The organism is Corynebacterium riegelii, assembly GCF_001263755.1.
GTDB lineage: Bacteria > Actinomycetota > Actinomycetes > Mycobacteriales > Mycobacteriaceae > Corynebacterium > Corynebacterium riegelii.
The window spans coordinates 1,398,725-1,421,188 of sequence record NZ_CP012342.1; the positions used below are offsets into that span (position 1 = coordinate 1,398,725).

A 22,464-nucleotide genomic window follows, 5' to 3' on the forward strand; every position below is an offset into this window, starting at 1 on the left:
ATGCTGCCGCGTTCCACCCTCTCTATCGTGGGAAAGTCCCAGGCCACCCGCGACGTGCAGCAGGTGGTCAACGAGGCACTGGGCGCCACGCATGACATCCTCGCCGCCGATAATGTCGAGCACCTACGCTCGCTACTCAACGGCAACCCGCTCGCGCTTGTCACCGTCACCGTGCACGAGGACGGCTTGGCGCCCGACCACCCGTTGCTGGAGCTGATCTCCGAGCCCGGTTTCGAGTACACCCGCGTCATGGTGCTGACCACCGCGCCAGAGGTCGCGGGCCTGGATGCACTTACGGACATGGGGCGGCTCGACATGCTCGTGTTCACCCCGGCGATCAAGCCGGAGGCACTGTTGCACAACATCCAGCAGCAGCTCAACCGCTATTGGTACATGCGCGCCAAGCACGACCCTTCTATCGCTGGCACCTTCGCCCTGCCAGAGGTCACCGAACTGGACGTAGGGCTGACCGACCAGGAGATCATCAGCCGCATCATCCAGGCCGCCGACATGCACCTGGGCTACCAGCCGCGCCTGGTTTTCCCGCCGGGGGTCTACCTGACTAAGGAGGGCCACTACGTCGAGGAGGTCATCTTCGCCCTTTCCGGCCAGGTGCTTTTGCAGCGCTTTACCGACGCCGGCGATATCGTCATGCACCACGCCTCCACAGGCCACGTCATCGGACTACTCGCCCTGGCGAGCAACCGGGTCGGCTTCTTTACCGCGCGTACCACCACCGAGGTCGTCGCAGTCCAGCTGCCCACCGAGCAGGTGGACTACCTCATCCGCCAGGAGCCGGAGCTTGCGCGCCTGTTCAATATCCTCTTCGTGCGCTCCTACGACCGCCGCCTGCGCCGCGCCGAGGACATCCAGATCGAGCAGCACGAGCTCACCGCCCAACTCGAAGACGAGCGGGCACGCTTGACCACGGCGCTGCACAACCTGGAAGCAGCACGCCGCGAGCTGATGAGCCAGGCGCGCTTCGCCTCGCTCGGCGAGCTAGCTGCCGGTGTGGCCCACGAACTCAACAACCCCATGGCGGCGATCGAGCGCACCGCAGCGCATCTCGCCGAAGACGTCGAAGGCCTGATCGCGTCCAGCCCCAACCGCAGGTGGCGGGACGCGACCAGCCACGCGCTGGAGGCGGCGCGCAGCTCGCACGCGGTAAGCACAAAGGAGGCACGCGCGCTGCGGCGCGAACTGACCGAGGTCACCGGCGATCGGGCGCTCGCCCAGCGCTGGGTACTCGCTGGCCTGCACGACGTGGACTTTGCCAAGCAGGTACGCGCGAATCGGAAGTTGGACTACGAGACGGTGGAGCACGCGGCGTCGATAGGCACTGCCCTGCGCAACCTCTCCACCGCATCGACCCGCATTACGCAGCTGGTGGCCTCGCTACGCGCATACGCGCGGCCTGACGGCGACCCGGTCACCGACGTGGACCTGCACCAAAGCATCGAGGACACCCTGCAGCTGATCGCCCACAAACTGCGCGGCGTAGAGATCAAACGGGACTTCGCCGAACTGCCGCACGTGACGTGTACGCCAGGGCAGATCGCGCAGGTGTGGACAAACCTGATCACCAACGCCGCCGAGGCCATCGAAGAGTCCGGCAAAGGCTCCACCATCACGATTCGCACGAGCGCCCCGAAGCCCGGCTGGGTGCGCGTGGAGATCATTGACGACGGTCCCGGCATCCCACTCGAGCGCATCGACAAGCTCTTCGAGCCCCGCTTTACCACGAAGAACGGCGAGGTCCGCTTCGGCATGGGCATCGGCTTAAGCATCTGCCGCGGCATCGTCAGCGCACACCACGGCACGATCGAACTGACCTCTTCAACAAATGGCACCTGCGCCACCGTTGGCCTGCCCATCGACGGCCCGCATGCACACGACGAAGGAGACACACCATGAACCTTGCCATCCTGATCCTCGAGGACGAGGCGGAAGTCCGCGCCGCCGTCGAGCGCGACCTGCTCCCCTTTGCCGAGCACATCCGCGTGGAGGTCGCCTCCGACGTGGAGGAAGCCTGGGAGGTGATCGACGAGCTCACCGAAGACGGCGACGTGCTCGCCCTCGCCCTCTGCGACCACCGCATGCCCGGCACCACCGGCGTGGAGTTCCTAGTCCAGATGATGGACGACGACCGCACCGCCGCCACCCGCAAAGTCCTGGTCACCGGCCAGGCGCAGCTGCACGACACGGTACGCGCGGTCAACGAGGCCAACTTGGACCACTACATTGCCAAGCCCTGGGACGTCGACGAGCTACACCAGGTGGTGCGCACCATGCTCACCGACTACGTCGAGGACATGGACATCGATCCCCTGCCCTACCTCGACGTCCTCGACGCCGCGCGCGCGATGGACTTCGTCCGCCGTCGCTAGAGGCGCTCGGTGCGGGCTCCGAAAAGTGGGGTGGGAAGCTTGCCGATAAAGCTGGCGCCGGGGTTGTTCGGGCCATGGATGGGGGCGAGGACCACGATGGGGCCTTCGGGGTTGAAGTCGGCGTCGGGGATTGGCTCGGCGGTGGTACCGAGGCGTTTTGCAAGCTCATCCGCGTATTCCTTGGTAGATCCGTAGAACGAGGCGTACAAGATAGTGCAGGCAGTCATACAACTATTGTTGTATGTTGCGCCTAGAATGTGGCAACGATGCGATACGTGTACATGATTGTGGGGCTGGTGGCGTTCGCCCTGGGCGCGGCCGGCGTGTGGCTGCCGATCCTGCCCACGACGCCGTTTCTGTTGCTTGCGCTGATGTGCTTCACGCGGAGTTCGCCGAGGATGGAGCGCTACCTGCTACGCCATGACACGTTCGGGCCGTTCATTATTGATTACTACTCAGGACAGCTGACGCGGGCGCAGAAGCTGCGGATTGTGGGGCTACTCTGGTTGGGGATGGGCGCCTCCATATGGGTGGTGATTGTGGTGGTCGGGCTGTGGCCGGTGGCATTGCTGCTCGTCGGGATCGGTGCCGGGGTGAGCGCGCACATCTGGCGGCTGCGGCCACGCCCCGAGCGCGCCGCCGAACTACACCAGCGCGCTGGCCTGCCTACCGGCCACGCACATTGAAGCCGATGACGCCGGGGTTGACCAAGGGGGCGTCGCCAAGCAGGGCGTGGATGTTGCCCTCCCTCTCAACCGCACTGGTGACCGCTTTCGGGCGCTGGTTCTTGTCATCCTTGCCGCGGCCCTGCGACATAGGGACGCCCATGAAGCCGCCGCACTACCCCTGCTGACCTGCGGCGTTATTGGCGGAGGATCCTGTGACGCTGCAGCGAATGGGGCGCCTCAGAGCAGCACAACGATGACCACCAGCACCGTGATGACGGCGTCGAGAAGTCCGACGATCTTCGGCGTCCATGGCTTCTCACGACGTGCACCAGTGATCGGCATCAGCGTCGCCCGCGCGAGCAACACGACGGCCACGACGATGATCGCTGGGTGGAACGGATGCCCGCCGGTTACGAGCACGGCGACGACGGCGGCGACAAGCACGACGACGTGATAGCCCACCGACCCGATGAACCAGGGTCTGGAGCCGCGTTCACGGATGAGCGTCTTCACGTAGGGCACAGTGCCGACGAAGTACGCCAGGTACACGGCAAATGCGGCCCACGCCTCCGTATCCAGGCCTCCTCCGGCCCAGGCGGCCACCGGCAGGATGAGGCAGGCCGCTACGACAGTGGAGACGCCCGACAACAGCGATCTCGGACGCCGCTTCCATGCCTCGAACACGGCTATGGCCACCAATGGCGCAAACGCCGGGACCCACATGAGAAGCCGCCAGTCGAAGATCAGCGTTATCACGCCCGCGACGGCGGCGAGCGACCCGTAGACCAGGACTGGAGGCCGGTTGCGTTCGCGGAAGCGCGAGCGGATCCAGACGCTGCCGGCGAAAAACGTGAAATAGCCGAGCCACCAGGTCAGCAACAGGGGAATCGCAGTCCACGACGGCGCCAGGATGACACCAGTAATAGCGGGGACGGTGACCATGAACCAGGCGCCGTGTTGGTCGGGCACCCAACCGGGTGAGCGTCGGCGTGTGCGGGGGTTGCGCGGCACGCTACGCTGCGCCTGGCTCTTCGACATGGTTTCACCCTACTGATGCGAATCCGTGATGGGCAATTGGCGTGGTCTTTTCCGTGCCGCACGCGGAGATCCGCTTGCCTCGATCGTGGGGTTCGAATCCCTCCCGGATCCTGGCTACCGCTTCCTTCTGATGCGGAGGCAAGCCGTGACGCAGTTCTGGAGCAGATCAACACCTACAGCCCCGACGCCGTGGTGTGCATCGGCTTCCCGTTGGGACACACTCGAGCGCAGTGGATCATTCCGCACGGTGGCATGATGACCGTTGATAGCGTCAAACCAGCGCGTTCTTGCAGACTACTCCTGAGTCGCCGCTGCGCGATTCCTGTAGCTCGTGCGACCGGAGGACTAGGAACGCTACCGCCTGCCTGCGGCCCAACAGGCCACGCAGCCCCGATCCATCGTCGAGTCATGATCTCCTGACCGCTTCGGTCACTCGTTGCCGCCGAACTGCCGCAGAGCGCAAAACTCGTCGGCAGCCGGACAGTCCAACAGTCGTTCTCTCAACCCGTGGATGCCCACTTGTCACGGATGCGGCTATCGCGCCCACAGCCGGGCATACGCCTGCGACGAAGCCAGCAAATCCTCGTGTATCCCCGCCGCGGCCACGCGTCCGCCATCGAGCATGACGACCTGATCGGCAGCGGCCACCGTGTGTTCCTGATGTGCGATCACCAGCACTGTCGCCGACCCGGCAAGTTCGCGAATTGCCTCCTGCACAGCGACGGCGGCGGACGCGTCGAGCGATGAAGTCCCCTCATCCACCAGCAGCACCGGCGCCCGCTTCAACACGGCGCGGGCCACCGAAACGCGCTGCCGTTCGCCACCCGGTTCCGCAACCGAGGTCGAGGACCCGGGCCGGCGCATCCGGCCCGGGGTCCAGCGCACGGAGCTTCCGGTACACGGCGGCGGCGTCCATCGGTTCGCGCGCATAGCGGCTTAGGAACCTCGGCTGGACCTTGTCCTCGTAGGCCGCGAGGAGCCTGCGGTTGTTCTGGACGATCTGGGCGATCGACTTCATCTGGTTCTGTCTCCGGGTGTGTGGGCCGCGTCCACGCGGCGGTTTCGGGTTAGATGCTCGGATTCGCGGGCCGTCATGCAGACTCCCCCGGCCTCGTTTTCACGGCGATGCCCCACGCCGCGAGCACGGCGATGCCTAAGAACCAGGCCGCGCAGACCACCAGACCCGCAGCCCCGGTGCCGTTGACGGCCTCGCCGGCCGCGGATACGGGGGTGTGCCCGGCGATTCCGCGCAGGAGGGGACGGAAGTGGTCGGCGGGCATCAGCACCGTGTTGACGAACATCGCAACGATGATTAACGGGATGAGGGCCACGGAACCCTGGGGGCTGGTGATGGAGAACGCGATGTACGTGCCGGTGCATGCGGCCGCCGCGGCAACCATCGCGCCGGTCACCGCGATCCTCCACCACCAGGACACCTCCGGTGGGCCGTCGGAAAGCAAGGCGGCCACCGCCGCGACGACGGCCGTCATCGCCATGATCCGGATGAACTCGGCAATGATCCGTGCGGCCGGCACGGCCGCGTACGGCGCCGGCATGGTGATCAACCGCTCGTGGAAGCCATTGCTGCGTTCAACGAACACGGTGGATGATCCCGTGATGGCCAGGATGAACGCCCACGCCGTCACGACCAGGATGACCGCGTTCCGGAGTTCGAACTCTCCGGTGAGCTGCCTGACCAGGCCACCGAACATGCGGTTGACGATGAACAGGTACACGAGCGGAGCAATGAACGTCATGAACCAGAAGTCGGGGCGCCGCAGCCAAATGTGGGCGATGCGCCGCAGATGCACGAAGATGGCGCCAATCATGATTCGCTCCTCGAGGTGAACCGGCGGATGAACAGGACGATTCCGGCGACCGCCGCGACACCGAGCCACAGGGCGGCCTCTTCCCCGGCACTATCCGGGAAGGCATCCGGGGACGCCGCCCTAATCACCTCGATCACCGGCGAAAAAGGCATGTGACGTACGACGTCGCGAAGGGAGCCGTCCAAAGCGGTCGCCGGAATGAACGCAGTGGAGAACATGAGCAGCAGCATTTCCAGCGCCTGGATCGATGAGGCCGTCGACACCGGGGCGGGCACCATCAGGATCACCCCGTCCGTGACCAGGGACAGGACCGCCGCGGCGAGCAGCGACCACAGGACAGTCCACGCGACGTCACCGACAGCCATGTCGAGGCCGCAGGCCCACGCGACGACCAGCAGCGCCGCGATCGACGCGGACATCCGCAGCACATCGGTGGCGAGCCTGCCGGCGACATAGCCGCCTGTGGCCCCGGGCAACACGCGCACGCGGTCAACGAGCCCGGATTCGACGTCCTGTCCCACCGCCATCGCCGACGCCGCGGCAGTGAACATCGCCGCCTGGAACAGGCAGCCGCCGAGCACGAAACGCAGGTACCCGAAGCCGGATTGCCCCGCCGAGTACCCAAACACCGCGTACAGGCACAGCAGGAAGAGGGGCGGAACTACGAACATGGAGATCAGCGACGCGGTGTTGCGTCGCAACAGCAGCAGATCCCGACGGAGAAACGCCGCGACCGACGTCGCACTCATCGCGCCGCACCCCCTGCGTTCATCGATATGAACACCTCGTTGAGGGTGGGCGGCGACACGCTCAGCGAATCCGGCGACGCTTCCGAGGCCTCCATCGCCTGCGCCACCGCCTCGAGGACCCGCGGTCCGGGGTCGACGTCGAGGGACACCGACTTCCCCGCGACGCGGGCGCCGTCTAGGCACGTTCCCCCGAGGCAGCGGGCGAACGCCTCCGCCTCGGCGGCGGTGGCGAAGGACACGCGGAGCACGTGCGACCCGAAGGCGCGGCGCAATTCCTCCGGCGTTCCGCTGGCGACGATGCGGCGATCCTTGAGCAGATGGACGTGGTCTGCCAGCGCCTCCGCCTCTTCCAGGTACTGGGTGGTCAGCACCAGGGTCATTCCGTCGTCGCGCAGTTGCCGGATGAAGCCCCACAGCTCTTCGCGGCTGACCGGGTCCAGCCCCGTCGTGGGTTCGTCGAGGAACAGCAGCCTGGGCACGACGCACAGCGACGCGGCGATGTCGAGGCGGCGCCGCATGCCACCCGAATAGGCCGACGCCAGCGTCGAGGCACTGTCTGCGAGCGAGAATTGCGCGAGCAGTTCCGTCGCGCGGGCGGCCGCGGCGGCGCGGTCGAGTCCGCGCAGCCGCCCGAAGAACTCCAGGTTCTCCCGGCCGGTGAGGTTCTCGTCGATCGCCGCGAATTGGCCGGTGGTGGCAATGTCAGCGCGCACGCCCGCCGGGTCCTCTTTCACGTCGCGCGAGAAGATGCTCACCTCGCCGGAGTCGGCGGTGATGAGCGTCGACAGGATTCGGATGAGGGTGGTCTTGCCTGCACCGTTGTGGCCGAGGAATGACACGATCGCCCCGGTGGGCACGGTGAAACTCACGCCGTCGAGCACATGCTTGCGCATCCGGGCACCGCGCTTTCCCTTGCGCCCGCCGTCCGGCGGGGCACCTGCCCCGCCTTCGGGCGGGGTGCCCGCTTTGCCCGCAATCGGGTAGCTCTTCGTGAGGTCGCGGACGACGATCGCCGCACCTCGTTCAGCTTGATCCGTCATCGTTTCCCCTTTTCTTTGGTATCGCAGTGGGCCGCTGTCGGCAGCGGCCCCGTGGTCGGGTTGTCATGTGGCACCTCGATATGGATGCCCGCATCGCGGGCGAAGGCGAGGACCGGTTCGAGGAGCCGGGGGTGGCCGACGAGATCCCGGCACCCCGGCGCGACCGGCTTCCCCGCGACCGCCACAACGGTGGCGGCAGCAATCGCCGCGGTCATTTTGTAGGAACCCGGGCCGGTCGCCCGGACGACGGTCGTCTCGGCCGCCGGCCCCGCATCGCCCGCGCCGGCGGAGGACAGTGCGACGACCAGCTCGGCGGGTTGCGGAGTGCCCTTCGCCCGCGCCTTCCGCGATGTCACGGCCGCCCCGAGACGGGCGAGCAGACCGGAGACAACGGGCATCGAGTACAGTCTCGACGTGCGGATTTTCTCCACCGACTCATCGGGGAGGGCATCGAAGGCGACGTGGTAGGAATATCCACGGATCGAGGGGCACACCTCGCGTACGACGTCGATGTCCGGGCATTCGTAGCTGATTCCGCTTTGCGACGACACCGGGTTGCGCCGCACCTCGACGATGGTGCCGCCGAGCATCGTGCGGTATCCGCCGCGGATAGTCCGGAACATCGACTCGACCGACGCGGCCCCGGATTCCTGGTCGGCGCCAATTCGCAGATCGACCCGCACATCGCGGACCTCTTCGGCCCCCGCAGCGCGGGCCCCGAGCATCAACAGGGCCGTCGACAAGCCCGGGCACAGGCCGAACCCGGTGAGCACGGGAACCCCCTCCCGCCGAGCATCCCCGTCGAGGGCCATGATCGCGCGGCGGGCGTCGATCGAATCGTTGACGTCGATGTACCCGGTGCCTGAGTCGATGCAAGCACGGGCGAGTGAGTCTGCATGCACCTCGAACGGGCCGGTGCAGTTGACCACCCAATCGTGTTTGCGGAAGACCCTGCAGATCTCGTTGTGGCCGGCGGCGATCCTCAGCGGGAAGTGCCGCCCCGGGCCATCGTCCGGTTTCTGCCGGGAAGTGTAGGCCAGCTCAATCCCATCGACGACGCCGAGCATCCCCCGGACGAGCCGTCCGTTGACGCCGGTACCTCCGGCCACCAGCACTTTCACGGGTTCGCCCGCGTCGCGGTCCCGTGCTTCCCCGCCGTTTCGTCGGTCAGTCATGTTCCATTTCGTTTCCCCGGTCCCGCGACCGGTCGATTCCTTCGGACGACGGGTCCGCTGCCCTGTCGTCCGTTTCCGGCGCCTGGCGCCGGCGTTCGATGTACTCCCCGATGAGGGCCCCGGTCAGCGCGGCATCCTCTCCGAGGACGAACGAATAGTGGTTTCCCGCGACGCCGGCGACGCAGAGGTCATCGACGAGGTGGTCCCGCCACTGGTCGTGGTTGTGAGCCTCGCCGTCATCGGGGAGAACGAACAACGCCTCCCTCACCCGACCCTCGGGCCGGTACCGGGTGCGGGCATCGATGAGCGAGCGCAGCGAGTTGAACTCCGTCGCCGTCACCCGGTCGCCGGAAAGCCCAAGGTCCTCCAGGAGCGTCGGTGCGACTGCTGCGGCCAGGGCACGCAGACGGGCCCCCCGTTCCCCGTCGGTCTCATCGACCCCGTCGAACTCCGCCCAGAGGCGGGCAACCGGCGTTCCGTGCGGGAGATCGGCGATCGAGGGCGCCACCCGGGACAGCAGCCCCTTTTCGGATTCCGCGCCGAAATCCCCGACGTCGACCGCGATCCCCGGAGCCAGGCTGTCGAGAAACACCAGCGCGGGATCAAGATCGGCCCCCTTTTTCGTCTCATCGGCCTTGTCCCGAAGCACGTCGCTGATGGTCCGGATCGTGTTCATTGGTACCTCTTTCGGTTGTCGGCGCCATGCCGGTGCCGGGCGGACCGGGCCCGCATGGCGTGACCCGGAGGATGTGTCTGAAGGGTTGAAAGGGTGAAGCAACTGGGTGGGGCGCGTCTCCGCACAAGCTCGGAAACGCTCGCGGGCCCGAGACCCGCCGGTTCCGGGCGTCCGTCAAGTCACTGCGGACACCAGGGCGGCGACGAAGGCCGCGGCGGACGCTGCGGCCGCGAATCCGTCACGCACTCGCCAGGGGTGATCGGTGCGGAAGGTGCGCCGCGGATGGCGGCCGAAGTTGCGCATCGCCAGGGTCAAGGACAGCTTTTCGGCGCAGCGCACGGCGCTGACGAACAAGGGAAAGGCGATGCGCGCGGGCGTCGTCGCGCGAATGAAGCCGGAGCGGAAAGACTGCCCCGGTCGCATCGAGCGCAATCTAATCGCCCATGTCAGATGGGGGATTTCGCTGCGCAGGAACGCCGCGATGCTCACCCCGGAAATCGCTATGGTGCACCATGTGTAGGGCACCCGGAAGCGTTGCACCATGGCGTCGAAAAGCTCCTCGACGCGCATGCACGCGGAGACCAGGACCGTCCCCGCGAACACGGCCGTCAGCAGCAGTCCGTGATGGATGCCGTGGCGGACGGCCTCCGCCGGATCCCCACCGCCGTAGAACTCGGAGCGCCACCCGAGCAGGCCGAAGAACACCCCGATCAACAGGACGAGGAGGACCTTCCCTGCCGTCGCCCGAACGTCGCGCTCCGCGATTGCAGCGAGTGCGAGGAACGCGACCCCCGTCAGCGCGAGAACGGCGTCTCCGCCGGAGAGCAGCCCGGCGACGAGGACGAGCATCACCGCCGCGACGATCGTGATGGCGTTCAACCCCGCGCGCCTCCGAGCGGCGGATTCACCGGTCCAGGGGCTTTCGTCCCCGGACGTCCGTGCGCCGGCCGCGGGCAGTGCGCGATCCCGCCGGGACGACTCCGGGGCAGCCGGCACGTCGGCCGCGGGACCGGACCAGGCGACCTTCCCTTCGGCGACGATGCTCGCCCGATCCGCCCACGTTCGCGCGACACGGCGATCGTGGCACGTGAACACAACGGTTCCGTCGGCCCCGGCGTATTCCGCCAGCGCATCCAGCACGATGCGCGCGCTCGGCGAATCCAGGTGCGCCAACGGCTCGTCGAGAAGCAGCAAACGGCGATTGGCCGCCACCGCCAGGAAGATGCCCAACCGTCTTTTCTGTCCGCCCGACAGGACGAACGGCGAGACGGGGTCAAGTGCCCGGGGGAACAGGGCTTCCCGCAGTTTCCGCAGGTCATCGGTGCCGAGTGGCCCGTGCGGGTCCGTGCCGGCCAGCGCGGAGTCGATTTCCGCGGCGACGGTCGCGCGGGTGAACTGGTGCTCGGGGTTCTGGAACGCCCACGACGCGAAGGCGTCGGGGACGCGCCAGGCGGACGCGCCGTCGATCCGGAGGTCCGCTCCCGCCTTCATCTGGCCCGACAGCACCGCCAGCAAGGTGGACTTACCGGCTCCGTTGGCGCCGACTAGGGCATGAATCTCGCCCCGTTCCAGTGTCAGATCGGCCCCGTTCAGGATCTTCTCCCCGCCTCGGGCCACGTGGGTTCCGGTCAAGGCCAGCAGTGGAACGGCATCCGCCTCCGATTCCGGATCGGTGCCATTCCCGGCCCTCCGGGACTTTCGCCGCCGGTCCGGACCGGGACGGTCCGGTGCCCCCGTGCCCTGCGTACTGGCGTCCGGCGTTCCGGCGGTCGCGGCCGTCGTCGCAATGCCCTTCACCGCGATGCTATCCGGCGCTCCGTGGGCGGCGACGCTCCCGTCCGCATCGAGGATCGTCACCGTGTCGACCCACCCGTCGAACGGGCGGAGGTCGTGCTCGATGAGCAGGATGACGCGCCCCGGGGCCCGCAAGTCACGGATGGCGGCGAACAGCGACCGGCGACCGTCCTCGTCGACGTGGGCCGCGGGCTCGTCGAAGATCATGACCTCCGGCGCCCTGGCCACCGCACCGGCGATGGCCATCCGCTGGCGTTGCCCGCCCGACAAAGCCCACGGATCCTTCTCTGCGAGCTCTGACAGCCCGAGCTCCGCTAGGGCCTCGGCTGATCGCTTGGCGACGATGCCGGCTTCCACGAGGGAAAACTCGAGGGCCATGGACACGTCATCGACGACTCGGAGCGTGAGCACCTGCGTCGCCGGGTCTTGCCCGACGAAGGTGACCCGGTCCCGGTCCACGGGGCATTCGGTGCCGTCGGCATCGACGATGTGCACGGATCCGGCATGGTCGATGGGGATGTGCGAGGGTATCAGTCCAGCGATGAGGTGGGCCAGGCTCGTCTTTCCGCATCCCACGGGTCCCGTGATGGCGTTGATCGTGCCGAAATCGAAGGAGAGGTCCACCATGTCGGGTGCCCATCGCCCATCGGCGTGCCGCACTCCCGCGCCACTGACCCGCAACCGGGCCGGGGCCGTCCCGCGTGTCGCACCGGCGCACGCGGGTGCTCCGCCGGTCATCGGGTGACCCCGCGGCTGCGGAGCCCCTTTGCGACGGCAAAGCCCAGGACCAAAAACACCAGGCTCGATGCCAAGGCTACGGCGAAGCTGATCAGGGCCATGGGCGTGTTCGGCGAGTCGACGCCGACGGCACGCGGGGCCATCGTTCCCATCAGCGCGGAGAATAACATCGCCGACGCCACGAACTGGGGACGCGTCCACCGCCGGTACAGGGTGACCATGAATGGAAGCTCGATGAGCAATCCTTCCATGATCAGCGCCCCGATCGCGGCGACGCCGAACGGGGTGGTCGCCGCGGACACGACGCCCATGGCAAGGCACGCGATGAGGCTCGCGCCAGGCTTACGGACGACGATGAGGGGAACGACGCACGGCAGGAACCACAACCCGAGCGTCGCCGCGACGAGATAAACGTGGGCGATGCCGGCGAACACCTGCAGGTAGGTCAGGGGCACGACGATGAGAGACCCCGCGACGCCGATCGCGGCGGCGACGAGCATGTCGCGGGTGGATGGTCGGCCACCCACTGCGACCGGTGCGACGTGTACCAACCGCCCGTCGTCCGTCTGCGACGCCACCGCGTCGCCGTCGCCCGTCCCGTCCGGGCCCGCGTCCCCGACTCCCCCTCCGGAGAGGGGTTCTCTGGTCGATCCACGTTTTCTGTTCATCGTCGCCGCCTCGCTTCCGTTGCCGATTCCCGATCGGGACCATAACTTGAAACAGTATTAGGTTAGGCAATCCTTATCAACTTATGCCAGACTCGAATTATTGACTTTGCCCCCGTCCCATTACGTTGTTAGCAGTTCCACCCCAGGGCACCGAAGATTCATAGGCCGTCCACCCGATTGGGCGGGTTATGTTTATTTCCGTTCCCTCCGTTCGCAAGAACAGTGGAACTAGTCGCTGGCTTCGGTATGGCTTATTCCTGTCCCTGTCTGAAAATGATCCGGGGGGTGATGTCGCCGAAGACAGTGACATACTCAAACTGCTAATAGGAACCTGACCCAGCCCAGGCGGTATGAGGTCTCACAGTAATGTGGATGCCAGTGCAAGTATGTCCGACCAACCCCAGCGATGAAGCATAAATAATCCAACTTCTCATTCATCGCTAGGAGGCACACACCCATGGCCTATGACTTCGTCATTGGCGTGGACGTCGGCAAATACTTCCACCACGCCTGCGTCCTCGATCCCCAAGGCAGACGCGCGTCAAGGTCAGGCCGACGCGATGGGCGCGAGCCTCGACATCGTGATCAGCTCTGACATGGGCAAGGGCGGCGCCATGGTCAACGGCCAGCCAGCTCTCGACGACGGCATGGGGGCACAAGTGTGGGCAGTCATGGATGACGGCGCCATGGAATCGGCTGGAGTCATCGGCCAAGAACCCCACGACGACGTGTGGATGCCGCTGCCCGGTGGAACTGCTTCAGTCCTCGTCACCGAGGAAGTCGCCGCCGGCGCGGCGCAACCCACCGGCACGGTGCTGGCCAACGTGACGCTCTAGTGCCGGCTGCCTCCCTTGGCGCGCTTCAGGCCATTCGCGTTCTAAAAATCACAAAGCCCCGACCCAAAGTGGATGAGGCGAGGTGGCAGGCCTAGCGTTAGTCCTATGACGTTGCCAAAGTTCGGTCCCGCTTGGGCCGGTGCTTTAATGGGAACCTCGATTGCGTCGAGTTTGACTGGGTTACATGGATTTCATGTAGCCCAGCTCGTGTTTGCGCTCATCGCGGCGGGACTCCTTGTTGTGTTCACGGTCGGCGTGCGCAATGAGCCGCCGCGGCACCAGAACATGGCGGCGTGGGGCATGTACGCGATGGGGCTGCTCGCGTGCGGCTCGGCGTGGACGGCACTCACGGGCAACGATGCGTTTCAGCTGTTCAGCTGGTGGGTCGGTGCGCCACTGGCCATCATCGTGTGCTTGTGGCAACTCTGGGGTTTGCGGAAGCAGTCCGAGCACTACACCGAGCCCGCGTTCCCGTGGGGCTTGGCGCTCGTGTCCCCGATGGTCGCTGCGACATCCGGCGGGCAGCTGGCCACCCATCACGGCGAGTTTTATCACTACGCGGGTGAGCTGTGCTTCTTCCTCACGTTCTTCACCGCGATCCCACTCTTCCTCTACTGCTACTGGTCCCGCACGCGCCCACGTGGCGCCGCCGCGGGTACAGCGTGGATTCCCCTCGGTGTTGTCGGCCAGTCGACGGCAGCATCGACATTGCTTTTCGACGCCCACCTGTACGGCCTCATCATGTTCACCCTCGGCGCACCGTGTGTCCTCTACGCCATGTACTGCTTCTACGAGGCTGTCCTCCACTGGGCGCCCTACGGCCCTGGTTGGTGGAGCTCTACCTTCCCCGTGGGCACCCTGTGCTTGGGTGCTTGGGACGAAGGCTGGCACACACTTTCCTTGGCGCTCCTCGTGCTCTTGCTCCTCCACTGGGGTGTCTGCGCGGTGCGCTTTGGCTCCTGGGAACTAAGCCAATCTGGCGCTAGATGAACTAGCTATCCGCGCTTCTCCGATGCCGTCGTCGTGGCGGTCCACGACTCGGCATAGGGGCCGCCCTTCGCCAGCAATTCATCGTGCGTGCCCCGTTCTGCGACCGTCCCGTCCTCCGAAAGCACGACGATGAGGTCGGCATCGCGGATGGTGTGCAGGCGATGGGCGACGACGATCACAGTGTGATCGCCGCGCAACGCCTCAATCGTGCCGACGATCGCCCGCTCAGTGGCCGCATCCAGCGAGGACGTCGGCTCGTCGAGAAGCACCACCGGGGAATCCTTCAGAAGCGCCCGGGCGATGGCGAGGCGCTGCCGCTCACCTCCCGACAGCAGCGTCCCCTCCTCCCCCACCGGGGTATCCCACCCGGAAGGCAGCAGCTCCACGATGCGGTCCACCCCGGAACGCCGGGCAGCCTCGCGCAAGCGGTCCTCGTCACCGGGCCTGGAACCGAATCCGGGGTCGGCGAAGACCACGTTGTCCCGCACGGACGCGTCGAAAAGAAACGTCTCCTGGAACACCGGGGTCACCAGCGAGTTCACGCCGTCGGTGCCGATCCGAGGCAAGGGCACCCCGCCGATGAGGATCTCCCCCGAGTCCGGATCATGAAAACGCGACAGCAGCCGCATGACCGTCGTTTTGCCCGCCCCCGACGGTCCCACTACGGCAACCAGCGCTCCCTGAGGTGCACGGAAGCTGACGTCGTCGAGAACCTTCTTATCTCCGTACCCGAAGCTCACACCGCGGAACTCCACGTCATGCCCGTCGGGCAGCTCCGGTGCGGCAGGTTCAGGAAGGGCGGGGATTGCCCGCAGGTCACGCAACGCAGCCAACGTGTTGCGGCCCGCACCGAAACCGCCGGACAACGCTCCCGCCGTGGTGATCGGTCCGGTGAACTGGACGAGCACGATGAGCATCGGCGCCAAATGCGCCGGCGCCATCCCGCCCGTCGCGGCGACTGCCACGGCGACGATCACCGCCGCTGTGAACACCGCATGGACGACCGAACCCAACCGTCCGATGGCCGCCCCCTGCGTCGACGTCGCCTTCGCGAACGCATCGTGCTGGGCCTGGATAGCCTCATCCACCATCGCGTCCGCCGCCGAACCGTCGCCCGCGGCGCGAATCGCCTGCTGGCCACGGGTGAACTCGATCAGCCTGCTGGAGACGGCAGCGACGGCCTCAGCATGCGCTTCGTCCGACTCCCCGCCGACCCGGCCAATGGCCCGGTAGGCGAAGAAGAGCACCGGCGCCGACGCGACAAGAACCAAACCGACGCGCCAATCCACCGCCAGAATTCCGAAGGCGATGACGGTCGGCGTAACCACCGCGGCGATGACGGGCCGCAGGATCACGTGCGGCACGGACGCCGCGAACGCGATACCCGACGACGCCATCTCCGAAAAGCGGCCGGCCGTGGACTTGGTGACGTACCCGAGTGGCAACGTCAGCACGCGTTCGCCCAGGGAACGCAGCAGGGACGACAGCACCGCTGCGGAATTCGCTCTGCCGACTGTCCCCGCGGCGAGGGACAGCACCGCATGGGCGGCCGCGAGGCCGGCGATGACGCCGGTGAAACGCCACGCCGTCGCATCATCTCCCTCGGCCAGAGCCGACAGCAGCGGCAGCAGCGCGACGAACGCCGCTCCTTGGGCCAGCGCGGCAAGCGTGGCCAACGCAATGAGCCACACCAGCGTCATTCTCGAGCGCCGATCCGTCATCGACCACAAGTCTCGAATCATCGGTTCCCCGCCTTTTCATCGTCTGATTCAGCGCCCCGCGGGGCGGATGGTTCGTCGTCGAGCGTGAACGCGCGCCACAAATCCCGGTAGCGGCCACCGCTCGCGAGCAACTCGTCGTGAGTACCCGCCTCCGCGACCGCTCCCCCATCGAGAACGAGGATGCGGTCGGCGTTGCGGATCGTGCTCAACCTGTGCGCGATCACAATCACCGTCCGCGAACGGGCCAAACGCTCGATTGCGGACTGGATGAGGGCCTCGGAAGCCGGATCCGCGTAAGCGGTTGCCTCGTCGAAGATGAGCACCGGCGCGTCCGTGACGATCGACCTCGCGATGGCTACGCGCTGCGCCTCACCACCGGAAAAGGTCACATCGACGTTGACCACCGAATCCAGGCGCTTCGGCAGCGCCGCGATGACCGCATCGAGGTTCGCGAGCTTCGCGGCCGCCATGATTTCGTCGTCGGTGGCGTCTCTCCTGGCCAGCCGGATGTTCTCCCGCAACGGCAGCGTGAACAACTGCGGATCTTGGAACACCACCGACACCGAGCGGTGCACGTCGCGCACGGCGATGTCGCGAAGATCGACGCCGCCCAGCAGCACCGAGCCTTCAACAGGGTCGTGGAAACGCGCCAACAGCCGAGCGACGGTAGACTTTCCGGAACCGGAGGACCCCACCAGCGCAGTGAGGGTCCCTGGTTCGAACGTCGCGGACATCCCGTCGAGGACCCGCGGCCCATCACCGTAGGAGAAGACCAGGTTCCGGACCTCGAGCGCGCCTCCGCGCGCGGGCACCGGATCGGCGGGCTCGGCGATCGGCGGCGTGCTCAGCACCTCCGCGATGGACTTCAGGGCAGCGATCCCCGCGATGATGGGTTCGGAGTTCATGGCCACCCGCACGATCGCCGCGGAGAGTCCAAGGCTGAGAACCAGCCCGGCGACGAGACCCTCCGGTATGCCGCCCGCGGCGTCCCTCAGAGCGAGGCCGGCCCCGCACACTACTGCGAGAACTGTGGTCGGGGACGTCACCACGTCGATGAGCCCGAGATAAATGTTCGACTGCCGGGACCAGGCGGACCACGCGCGGACGAACGACAACGCCGCGGCATCGTAGCGACCCGCGCCCTGGTTAGCGCGCCCGAAGGACTTCATCACCGGGATACCGCGTACCAGCTCGATGACTGCGGCCGTCACTCCTTCGGAGGCTCGCTCGTAGTCGCGCTGAAGACCGGCTCCGCGCGAAATCATCACGCCCATCAGGGCGAAGGTGACCAGCACCGGGACGACCGCCACCACCGCGATCCGCCAATCCACCATGACGAGCGCGATGAGGGAAAGCAGGGGAACCAGCACCGCCACCACGGTCTCACCGACGGTGTGGCCCATGAGCTGGTGGACAGCCGCGACGTCCTTCTCAACTGACTCGATGATTCCCGACGAGCGCCGGGCATCCAGCCAGCCCAGCGGCAACTTCCGGATTTGGGCGACCAGCCGGCGCCGGAGGTGGAGCTGCAGGTCATTATCCGCCCGGTGCGAGAGCATGCCGGCGGCGCCGTCCGCGGCCATGCGCACCGTTGCGGCGACGACGATGACAGCCACGGCCAACCACGTCCGATGCTCCGGAGCCTCCGGGTACGTCATCGCGATGTCGATGATGCCGACCAGCGAAGCGACGGTAGCCACCGACGACAGGACGGATAACGCGACCACCGCACGCATCCGGGTCCGAATCGGGGCGAGCAGCGACCACGGGCCTACGGTCCCGTCCACGGCGCTCACTTGCCCGCCTCCCCGATCGCGCTTTTCTTCGTGAGAGTGCGGAAGTACACCATGCCGACGTGTGAGGCTCCGCCCAGTTTCAACCCGTTGGCTTCGGCGAACGTCTGCGCGTAAGCGATGCCGCTATCGGCGAGCAGCCCTTCGACGGCGGCGGCATCCATCGGTTCACTCGCATAGCGGCTGAGGAACCTCGGCTGGACGATCTGGGCAATCGACTTCATCTGGTTCTGTCTCCGGGTGTGTGGGCCGCGTCCACGCGGCGTTTTCGGGTTAGGTGCTCGGGGTTCGTCAGTCACAAGCGGCGCTGTGTTGCCCTCTCAGAAGATAGCAATCATTCTCAAGTTAGGTTAGCCTCACCTGTAATACGCATCAAGCCTCGTCTCGTGCATTTGATGGACATTGCTGAAACCGAGATCGCGCAAAACCAGGCTTAAGGGACATTTCGTGTGGATAAACCGATACGGATTCCCGGGTCAGCCTGGGATAATGCCGTGATCTTGATTTTGAATCGGTTCCAACAGCCCAATCGGTGAAATCAACACCGGATAGTCCTAGGTCTGTGATAGGGGGACTGCGGCTGGTGCGGTAAGGCCAATTCCTATGGCTAATAGGAATCGGCCGTCGTGTGACGTGTGCGGCCACGGACTGGTTAAGAACGGCAAAACCGCGGCAGGAACCCGGGCCCGGCCCCACAAACCTGTTGGAAGGCGGCATCAACAAGCAGCTCAAAGACCTAGCAGGAAACCATCGCGGCATGTTCGATGAGCATCAGCGCATCACCATGGACTGGTGGCTCTACGTCCATACCGAAGACCCGGTAGCGCCACTGGAGTTAGCAAAGCAACAAGACTTCGGACGCCAAGGATAAAAAGCAGCACGCACCGCCTGGGCGAAAGAACAACTCAAACGACGCGGCCACCCAGACTGACGACCAGCCACATACGACACCCACATCGACAACGAATGGAACCCCAGCTTAAGCATCAGAAAAGGCTGGGCAGGACGCCCCTAAATCCACACGAAATGTCCCTTAACCCCAAAACCAACACACCATTGGGCTCCGGGTTTAAGCAGAAGAAAAGACCCCTACCAGCGTTTCCACTGGTAGGGGTCTTATTTTAGTAGCGGGGGCAGGATTCGAACCTACGACCTCTGGGTTATGAGCCCAGCGAGCTACCGAGCTGCTCCACCCCGCGACGGGTGAGATATTCATTTCACCTGCTGCCGTAATCGGCAACGTGGACTACTATACGTCCACCGCCGCGGGGCACCAAATCCGCTGGCTAAGGCGCGATAAGGCGGGTCAGCCTTGACGCCTTAGCGGGTCAGGTCCTGGTACTCCTTGACCGCGCGATCCAGCTGGTCCAGTGCGCGGCCGTATTCCTCGAAGGAACCGTCGCGGGCACTCTCAAGCTGGCGCAGTGCGTTGTTGAGGTTGTTCATTGCCTCATCGACGTTCTCAGCGCCGCCGGCTGCCTGCTCAGCCGGACGCTCCTCGCCCTCATTCTCCGGGGTGGAAGGCGTGTTGGCTTCAGCGTTCTCATCCACAACCTCGATCTCCTGGGCGGCAGCCGAGTTGATGCCAACCTGGCTCAGCGCCTGGGAGATGGTCGGCGCGTAGCCAACCTGGCCACGGTAGAACACCAGCACGCGCAGCAACTTCGGGAACGCAGACTCTTGGTCCTTACGCTGCGAGTAGATCGGCTCAACGTAGAGGATCTCGCCGCCACCCACCGGCAAGGTGAGCAGGTTGCCGTTCTTCAGATCGTTGGAGCCCTCCCACAGGGTGCGGTCACGCGCCACCTGGTCAGAAGACATCAGCGCGTCCTGCGCCTGCTTCGGACCCTGGGTTTGCGTATTCGTTGGCAGGACGCGGACCGTGATCTTGCCGTAGTTCTCCGGGTCAGAAGACACCGACATGTGGGCCGAGAGGAACTCACGGTTCAGGCCACGGTACGGGGTGATCAGCTGGAAGGACGGCGCGCCTGTCTCAGGGTCAGATGCCACGATGTAGTACGGCGGCTGGTCCAGCTGGTCGCGGCCTTCCGGTGCGGTCGGGTCATTAGGTACGGACCAGAACGCGTCGTTGTTAAAGAACACGCCCGGGTCATCCACGTGGTAGCGCGCCAAGAGCTGGCGCTGCACCTTGAACAGATCCTCTGGGTAACGCAGGTGATCACGCAGCGTGTCAGTGATCTCGCTAGCCGGGTTCACCGTGTTCGGGAAGACACCCATCCAGGCCTGCAGCACCGGATCAGACTCGTCGAACGCGTAGAGCTCAACCGTACCGTCGTAGGCATCCACCGTCGCCTTGACGGAGTTGCGGATGTAGCCCAAGTCATTGTTAATCACACGCTGCGTGGTGCCGTCCGGGTTCAGCGCATCCACCGTCGCACCGGTCAGCGATTGACGCGTGGAGTACGGCAGGCGGCTCAGCGTGGTGTAGCCGTCCACGATCCACTTCACGCGGCCATCAATAACCGCAGGGTACGTCTTGGAATCCGTGGTCAGCCACGGTGCGACCTTCTCCACACGCTGGCGCGGATCACGGTCGTACAGAATCTTGGACTGGCCGCCAACACGGTCAGACAGCAGCAGGTTCAGCTCCTGGTACTTCACCGCATACGCGACACGGTTGATCCAGTTACCAACATTCACGCCACCCTCACCGGTGTAGGTGTAGGTGGTGGTATCGGTGTCATACTCCACCGGGCCCTGGCCGTTGTCGCCCACAATGGCGTAATCCAGGCCGTCCTGCGCAGAAGCGATCACCGGACCGTAGTAAATACGCGGCTCATCTACGCGAATACCCAGCTCCTCAGCCTCGTCGTTTTCGCGAGCCTTCTCATTGGTCTGCAGATCAGACACCGTGAAGATGGGCAGGCCACCACGGGTGGAACCTGCGTCCTGTGCAGCCTCATCAACCGTGTTCGCCTGCGCGGCAATAAAGCCGTTGCCGTGGGTGTACACGGTGTGGCGGTTAATCCAGTCACGCTGGTTTTCAGAAAGCGAGTTCGGGTTGAGCTCGCGCGCAGCGACCACGAAGTCGCGCATCTCGCCGTCCATCTCATAGCGGTCCATGGCCAGCTGCTCCGGGAAGCCGTAGAAGTTACGCAGCTGCTGGTTCTGGGTAAACGTCGGCGAAATGATGTCCGGGTCAAGCAGACGGATGTTAGAAATCGTCGCCGCATCACTTGCCACCTCAGCATTCGAGGTAGTGGACTGGCCCCAGTTTTCCTCGTACGTCACCGTCTCATCAGTAAGCCCGTACGCGAAGCGGGTGGCCTCAATATTGCGGCCGATGTACTCGTACTCCTTGGCCTGGCGGTTCGGCTTCACGCTGAACTGCTCAAGCAGTGCCGGCCACACGTTGCCCACAACCAGGGAGCTCACCAGCATCAGCACCGTGCCAAGCACCGGGATGCGCAGGTCCTTGTACACAACGGAGGCGAAGAACGCCACGGCAACCAGCACCGCGATAATCGTCAGGATGATCTTGGCCGGCAGCATCGCGTTGACGGAGGTATAGGACGCACCCGTGAAAATGTCGTTGCGTGCGTACAGCAGCTGGTAGCGCTCAAGCCAGTAGCTGGCCGCCTTCAGCAGCATCCACAGTCCGGCGGTCACCGCCAGCTGGATGCGTGCAGCCTTGGACACACCACCGGTAGCGCCGGTGAGGTTGCTGGCAATGCGGATACCACCCAACAGGTAGTGGGTTACAGCACCGATCAAAAACGCCACGACAAGCAGCATGGACAGGATGTCCACCAGCGCAGTTATTGCCGGCAGCTGGAATGCGTAGAAGCCAAGGTCACGCCCAAACTGTGCGTCATTGACCCCGAAACTTTCACCGTTGAGCGCCAGAAGCAGCGTGCGCCACAGGCCCTGGCCAGCAAGACCGGCAAACAGTGCGACGACCAGCGGCACCCACACCAGGATGGAGCGGATACCCTGCTCAAGCTGTGCGCGGTACTTCGCGTTCGGCGCAAACGGGTCACTGTCCAGACCAGGCCGGCCCTTCCACGCAATGCGCGCGGCGAAGAAGGCTATTGCCCCACCGATGGCCGCGAAGACTACGAAGAGGACCACCCTGGCCAGGACCATCTTGTTAAAGACGGAGCGGAAGTCCAGTTCACCGAACCATAAAAAGTCGGTGTACAGGCCTACCAGCATTGGTAGGACAATGAGGATGACGCCAAGGACGCTTACCGCGGTCCATAACCCCCGGTTCGGCTTATTGGCGCTTGGTCTTGGCGGGTTGACGCGGGTAGTCAATCCTTCTCCTTTTATCGCGGCTGCAAACTTCTAAGTAGGCTTCTAGCCTAAATAGTCCAACGCAAAAAACGTTAGAAGGGTTCC

At 65.2% G+C, this 22,464-nt stretch carries 21 protein-coding genes, 1 tRNA gene and 1 pseudogene; 6 read left to right on the plus strand and 17 right to left on the minus strand.

Translation table 11 applies throughout. The features are described 5' to 3' along the window. The first annotated feature begins 27 nt into the window (after positions 1-27). Both AK829_RS06820 and AK829_RS06825 read left to right on the plus strand, forming a co-directional pair. Complete coding sequence (locus AK829_RS06820; protein ID WP_198147752.1) at positions 28-1,914, plus strand: sensor histidine kinase; 1,887 nt, start codon at positions 28-30, stop codon at positions 1,912-1,914. Next, complete coding sequence (locus AK829_RS06825) at positions 1,911-2,387, plus strand: response regulator (protein WP_052205189.1); 477 nt, start codon at positions 1,911-1,913, stop codon at positions 2,385-2,387. Before AK829_RS06820 ends, AK829_RS06825 begins: the two co-directional genes overlap by 4 nt. Here the strand turns inward: AK829_RS06825 and AK829_RS06830 are convergent. After that, the gene (locus tag AK829_RS06830) at positions 2,384-2,614 is read right to left on the minus strand and encodes a flavodoxin domain-containing protein (RefSeq protein ID WP_052205190.1); all 231 of its coding nucleotides are present in this window, start codon (positions 2,612-2,614) and stop codon (positions 2,384-2,386) included. The genes AK829_RS06825 and AK829_RS06830 overlap by 4 nt on opposite strands. A 39-nt stretch (positions 2,615-2,653) precedes the next feature. On the opposite strand from AK829_RS06830, the gene AK829_RS06835 reads away from it, so the two are divergent. Continuing rightward, the gene (locus AK829_RS06835; RefSeq protein ID WP_052205191.1) at positions 2,654-3,073 is read left to right on the plus strand and encodes a YbaN family protein; all 420 of its coding nucleotides are present in this window, start codon (positions 2,654-2,656) and stop codon (positions 3,071-3,073) included. On the opposite strand, the gene AK829_RS12470 is transcribed toward AK829_RS06835, so the two are convergent. From AK829_RS12470 to AK829_RS06885, 11 genes are all read right to left on the minus strand, one after another. Beyond that, the gene (locus AK829_RS12470) at positions 3,054-3,215 is read right to left on the minus strand and encodes a hypothetical protein (RefSeq protein ID WP_157045315.1); all 162 of its coding nucleotides are present in this window, start codon (positions 3,213-3,215) and stop codon (positions 3,054-3,056) included. The two genes, AK829_RS06835 and AK829_RS12470, sit on opposite strands and share 20 nt — an antisense overlap. Before the next feature lie 77 nt (positions 3,216-3,292). Then, on the minus strand, positions 3,293-4,093 hold the full coding sequence (locus tag AK829_RS06840; RefSeq protein WP_052205192.1) for a YwiC-like family protein: 801 nt from the start codon (positions 4,091-4,093) through the stop codon (positions 3,293-3,295). Between the two features lie 534 nt (positions 4,094-4,627). Further along, positions 4,628-4,864 carry a hypothetical protein gene (locus tag AK829_RS06845; protein ID WP_052205193.1) on the minus strand — a complete coding sequence of 79 codons (237 nt, stop codon included), beginning with the start codon at positions 4,862-4,864 and terminating at the stop codon, positions 4,628-4,630. Then, on the minus strand, positions 4,848-5,111 hold the full coding sequence (locus AK829_RS06850) for a protein-L-isoaspartate O-methyltransferase family protein (protein WP_052205194.1): 264 nt from the start codon (positions 5,109-5,111) through the stop codon (positions 4,848-4,850). The genes AK829_RS06845 and AK829_RS06850 overlap by 17 nt, the downstream gene beginning before the upstream one ends. Positions 5,112-5,184: 73 nt before the next feature. Continuing rightward, entirely contained in the window at positions 5,185-5,922 is a 738-nt protein-coding gene (locus tag AK829_RS06855; protein ID WP_052205195.1) for an ABC transporter permease, read from the minus strand. Then, entirely contained in the window at positions 5,919-6,671 is a 753-nt protein-coding gene (locus AK829_RS06860) for an ABC transporter permease (RefSeq protein WP_052205196.1), read from the minus strand. The genes AK829_RS06855 and AK829_RS06860 overlap by 4 nt, the downstream gene beginning before the upstream one ends. Next, on the minus strand, positions 6,668-7,711 hold the full coding sequence (locus AK829_RS06865; RefSeq protein ID WP_052205197.1) for an ABC transporter ATP-binding protein: 1,044 nt from the start codon (positions 7,709-7,711) through the stop codon (positions 6,668-6,670). The genes AK829_RS06860 and AK829_RS06865 overlap by 4 nt, the downstream gene beginning before the upstream one ends. Beyond that, the gene (locus AK829_RS06870; RefSeq protein ID WP_052205198.1) at positions 7,708-8,886 is read right to left on the minus strand and encodes a saccharopine dehydrogenase family protein; all 1,179 of its coding nucleotides are present in this window, start codon (positions 8,884-8,886) and stop codon (positions 7,708-7,710) included. Before AK829_RS06870 ends, AK829_RS06865 begins: the two co-directional genes overlap by 4 nt. Continuing rightward, positions 8,879-9,562 (minus strand): hypothetical protein, encoded by a 684-nt coding sequence (locus tag AK829_RS06875; RefSeq protein ID WP_052205199.1) that lies wholly within the window; start codon positions 9,560-9,562, stop codon positions 8,879-8,881. The genes AK829_RS06870 and AK829_RS06875 overlap by 8 nt, the downstream gene beginning before the upstream one ends. Before the next feature lie 174 nt (positions 9,563-9,736). Continuing rightward, positions 9,737-11,983: an ATP-binding cassette domain-containing protein gene (locus tag AK829_RS06880; protein ID WP_232305675.1), complete on the minus strand. Its 2,247-nt coding sequence runs from the start codon at positions 11,981-11,983 to the stop codon at positions 9,737-9,739. A 107-nt stretch (positions 11,984-12,090) separates the two neighbouring features. Next, positions 12,091-12,762 (minus strand): ECF transporter S component, encoded by a 672-nt coding sequence (locus AK829_RS06885; protein ID WP_157045316.1) that lies wholly within the window; start codon positions 12,760-12,762, stop codon positions 12,091-12,093. 560 nt (positions 12,763-13,322) lie between these two features. Between AK829_RS06885 and AK829_RS06890 the strand changes: the two genes are divergently transcribed. After that, positions 13,323-13,598 carry an anti-sigma factor gene (locus AK829_RS06890; protein WP_369822045.1) on the plus strand — a complete coding sequence of 92 codons (276 nt, stop codon included), beginning with the start codon at positions 13,323-13,325 and terminating at the stop codon, positions 13,596-13,598. Positions 13,599-13,703: 105 nt separating this feature from the next. Next, complete coding sequence (locus tag AK829_RS06895) at positions 13,704-14,588, plus strand: SLAC1 family transporter (protein WP_083439775.1); 885 nt, start codon at positions 13,704-13,706, stop codon at positions 14,586-14,588. A gap of 5 nt (positions 14,589-14,593) precedes the next feature. Here the strand turns inward: AK829_RS06895 and AK829_RS06900 are convergent, their stop codons facing one another. From AK829_RS06900 to AK829_RS06910, 3 genes are read right to left on the minus strand one after another with little or no spacing between them, the layout of a single operon-like run. After that, on the minus strand, positions 14,594-16,309 hold the full coding sequence (locus AK829_RS06900) for an ABC transporter ATP-binding protein (RefSeq protein WP_232305676.1): 1,716 nt from the start codon (positions 16,307-16,309) through the stop codon (positions 14,594-14,596). A 17-nt stretch (positions 16,310-16,326) separates the two neighbouring features. After that, positions 16,327-18,105, minus strand: coding sequence for an ABC transporter ATP-binding protein (locus tag AK829_RS06905; RefSeq protein WP_052205203.1), 1,779 nt, complete (start codon positions 18,103-18,105; stop codon positions 16,327-16,329). Continuing rightward, entirely contained in the window at positions 18,102-18,326 is a 225-nt protein-coding gene (locus AK829_RS06910) for a hypothetical protein (RefSeq protein ID WP_052205204.1), read from the minus strand. The genes AK829_RS06905 and AK829_RS06910 overlap by 4 nt, the downstream gene beginning before the upstream one ends. 470 nt (positions 18,327-18,796) lie before the next feature. On the opposite strand from AK829_RS06910, the pseudogene AK829_RS12475 reads away from it, so the two are divergent. Further along, positions 18,797-19,117, plus strand: a pseudogene (locus AK829_RS12475) (IS256-like element ISCau1 family transposase); the annotation flags it as partial. Positions 19,118-19,227: 110 nt separating this feature from the next. On the opposite strand, the gene AK829_RS06920 reads toward AK829_RS12475, so the two are convergent. After that, positions 19,228-19,301 (minus strand) — tRNA-Met (locus AK829_RS06920). A gap of 121 nt (positions 19,302-19,422) precedes the next feature. Beyond that, the gene (locus AK829_RS06925) at positions 19,423-22,380 is read right to left on the minus strand and encodes a UPF0182 family protein (protein ID WP_052205205.1); all 2,958 of its coding nucleotides are present in this window, start codon (positions 22,378-22,380) and stop codon (positions 19,423-19,425) included. Positions 22,381-22,464 lie beyond the last annotated feature (84 nt).

Coding starts and splice junctions, on each gene's coding strand:
- AK829_RS06825 (WP_052205189.1), top strand. CDS start 1,911: ATGAACCTTGCCATCCTGATCCTCGAGGACGAGGCGGAAGTCCGCGCC.
- AK829_RS06830 (WP_052205190.1), bottom strand. CDS start 2,614: ATGACTGCCTGCACTATCTTGTACGCCTCGTTCTACGGATCTACCAAG.
- AK829_RS06835 (WP_052205191.1), top strand. CDS start 2,654: ATGCGATACGTGTACATGATTGTGGGGCTGGTGGCGTTCGCCCTGGGC.
- AK829_RS12470 (WP_157045315.1), bottom strand. CDS start 3,215: ATGGGCGTCCCTATGTCGCAGGGCCGCGGCAAGGATGACAAGAACCAG.
- AK829_RS06840 (WP_052205192.1), bottom strand. CDS start 4,093: ATGTCGAAGAGCCAGGCGCAGCGTAGCGTGCCGCGCAACCCCCGCACA.
- AK829_RS06850 (WP_052205194.1), bottom strand. CDS start 5,111: ATGAAGTCGATCGCCCAGATCGTCCAGAACAACCGCAGGCTCCTCGCG.
- AK829_RS06855 (WP_052205195.1), bottom strand. CDS start 5,922: ATGATTGGCGCCATCTTCGTGCATCTGCGGCGCATCGCCCACATTTGG.
- AK829_RS06860 (WP_052205196.1), bottom strand. CDS start 6,671: ATGAGTGCGACGTCGGTCGCGGCGTTTCTCCGTCGGGATCTGCTGCTG.
- AK829_RS06865 (WP_052205197.1), bottom strand. CDS start 7,711: ATGACGGATCAAGCTGAACGAGGTGCGGCGATCGTCGTCCGCGACCTC.
- AK829_RS06870 (WP_052205198.1), bottom strand. CDS start 8,886: ATGACTGACCGACGAAACGGCGGGGAAGCACGGGACCGCGACGCGGGC.
- AK829_RS06875 (WP_052205199.1), bottom strand. CDS start 9,562: ATGAACACGATCCGGACCATCAGCGACGTGCTTCGGGACAAGGCCGAT.
- AK829_RS06880 (WP_232305675.1), bottom strand. CDS start 11,983: ATGGTGGACCTCTCCTTCGATTTCGGCACGATCAACGCCATCACGGGA.
- AK829_RS06885 (WP_157045316.1), bottom strand. CDS start 12,762: ATGAACAGAAAACGTGGATCGACCAGAGAACCCCTCTCCGGAGGGGGA.
- AK829_RS06890 (WP_369822045.1), top strand. CDS start 13,323: ATGGGCGCGAGCCTCGACATCGTGATCAGCTCTGACATGGGCAAGGGC.
- AK829_RS06895 (WP_083439775.1), top strand. CDS start 13,704: ATGACGTTGCCAAAGTTCGGTCCCGCTTGGGCCGGTGCTTTAATGGGA.
- AK829_RS06900 (WP_232305676.1), bottom strand. CDS start 16,309: ATGACGGATCGGCGCTCGAGAATGACGCTGGTGTGGCTCATTGCGTTG.
- AK829_RS06910 (WP_052205204.1), bottom strand. CDS start 18,326: ATGAAGTCGATTGCCCAGATCGTCCAGCCGAGGTTCCTCAGCCGCTAT.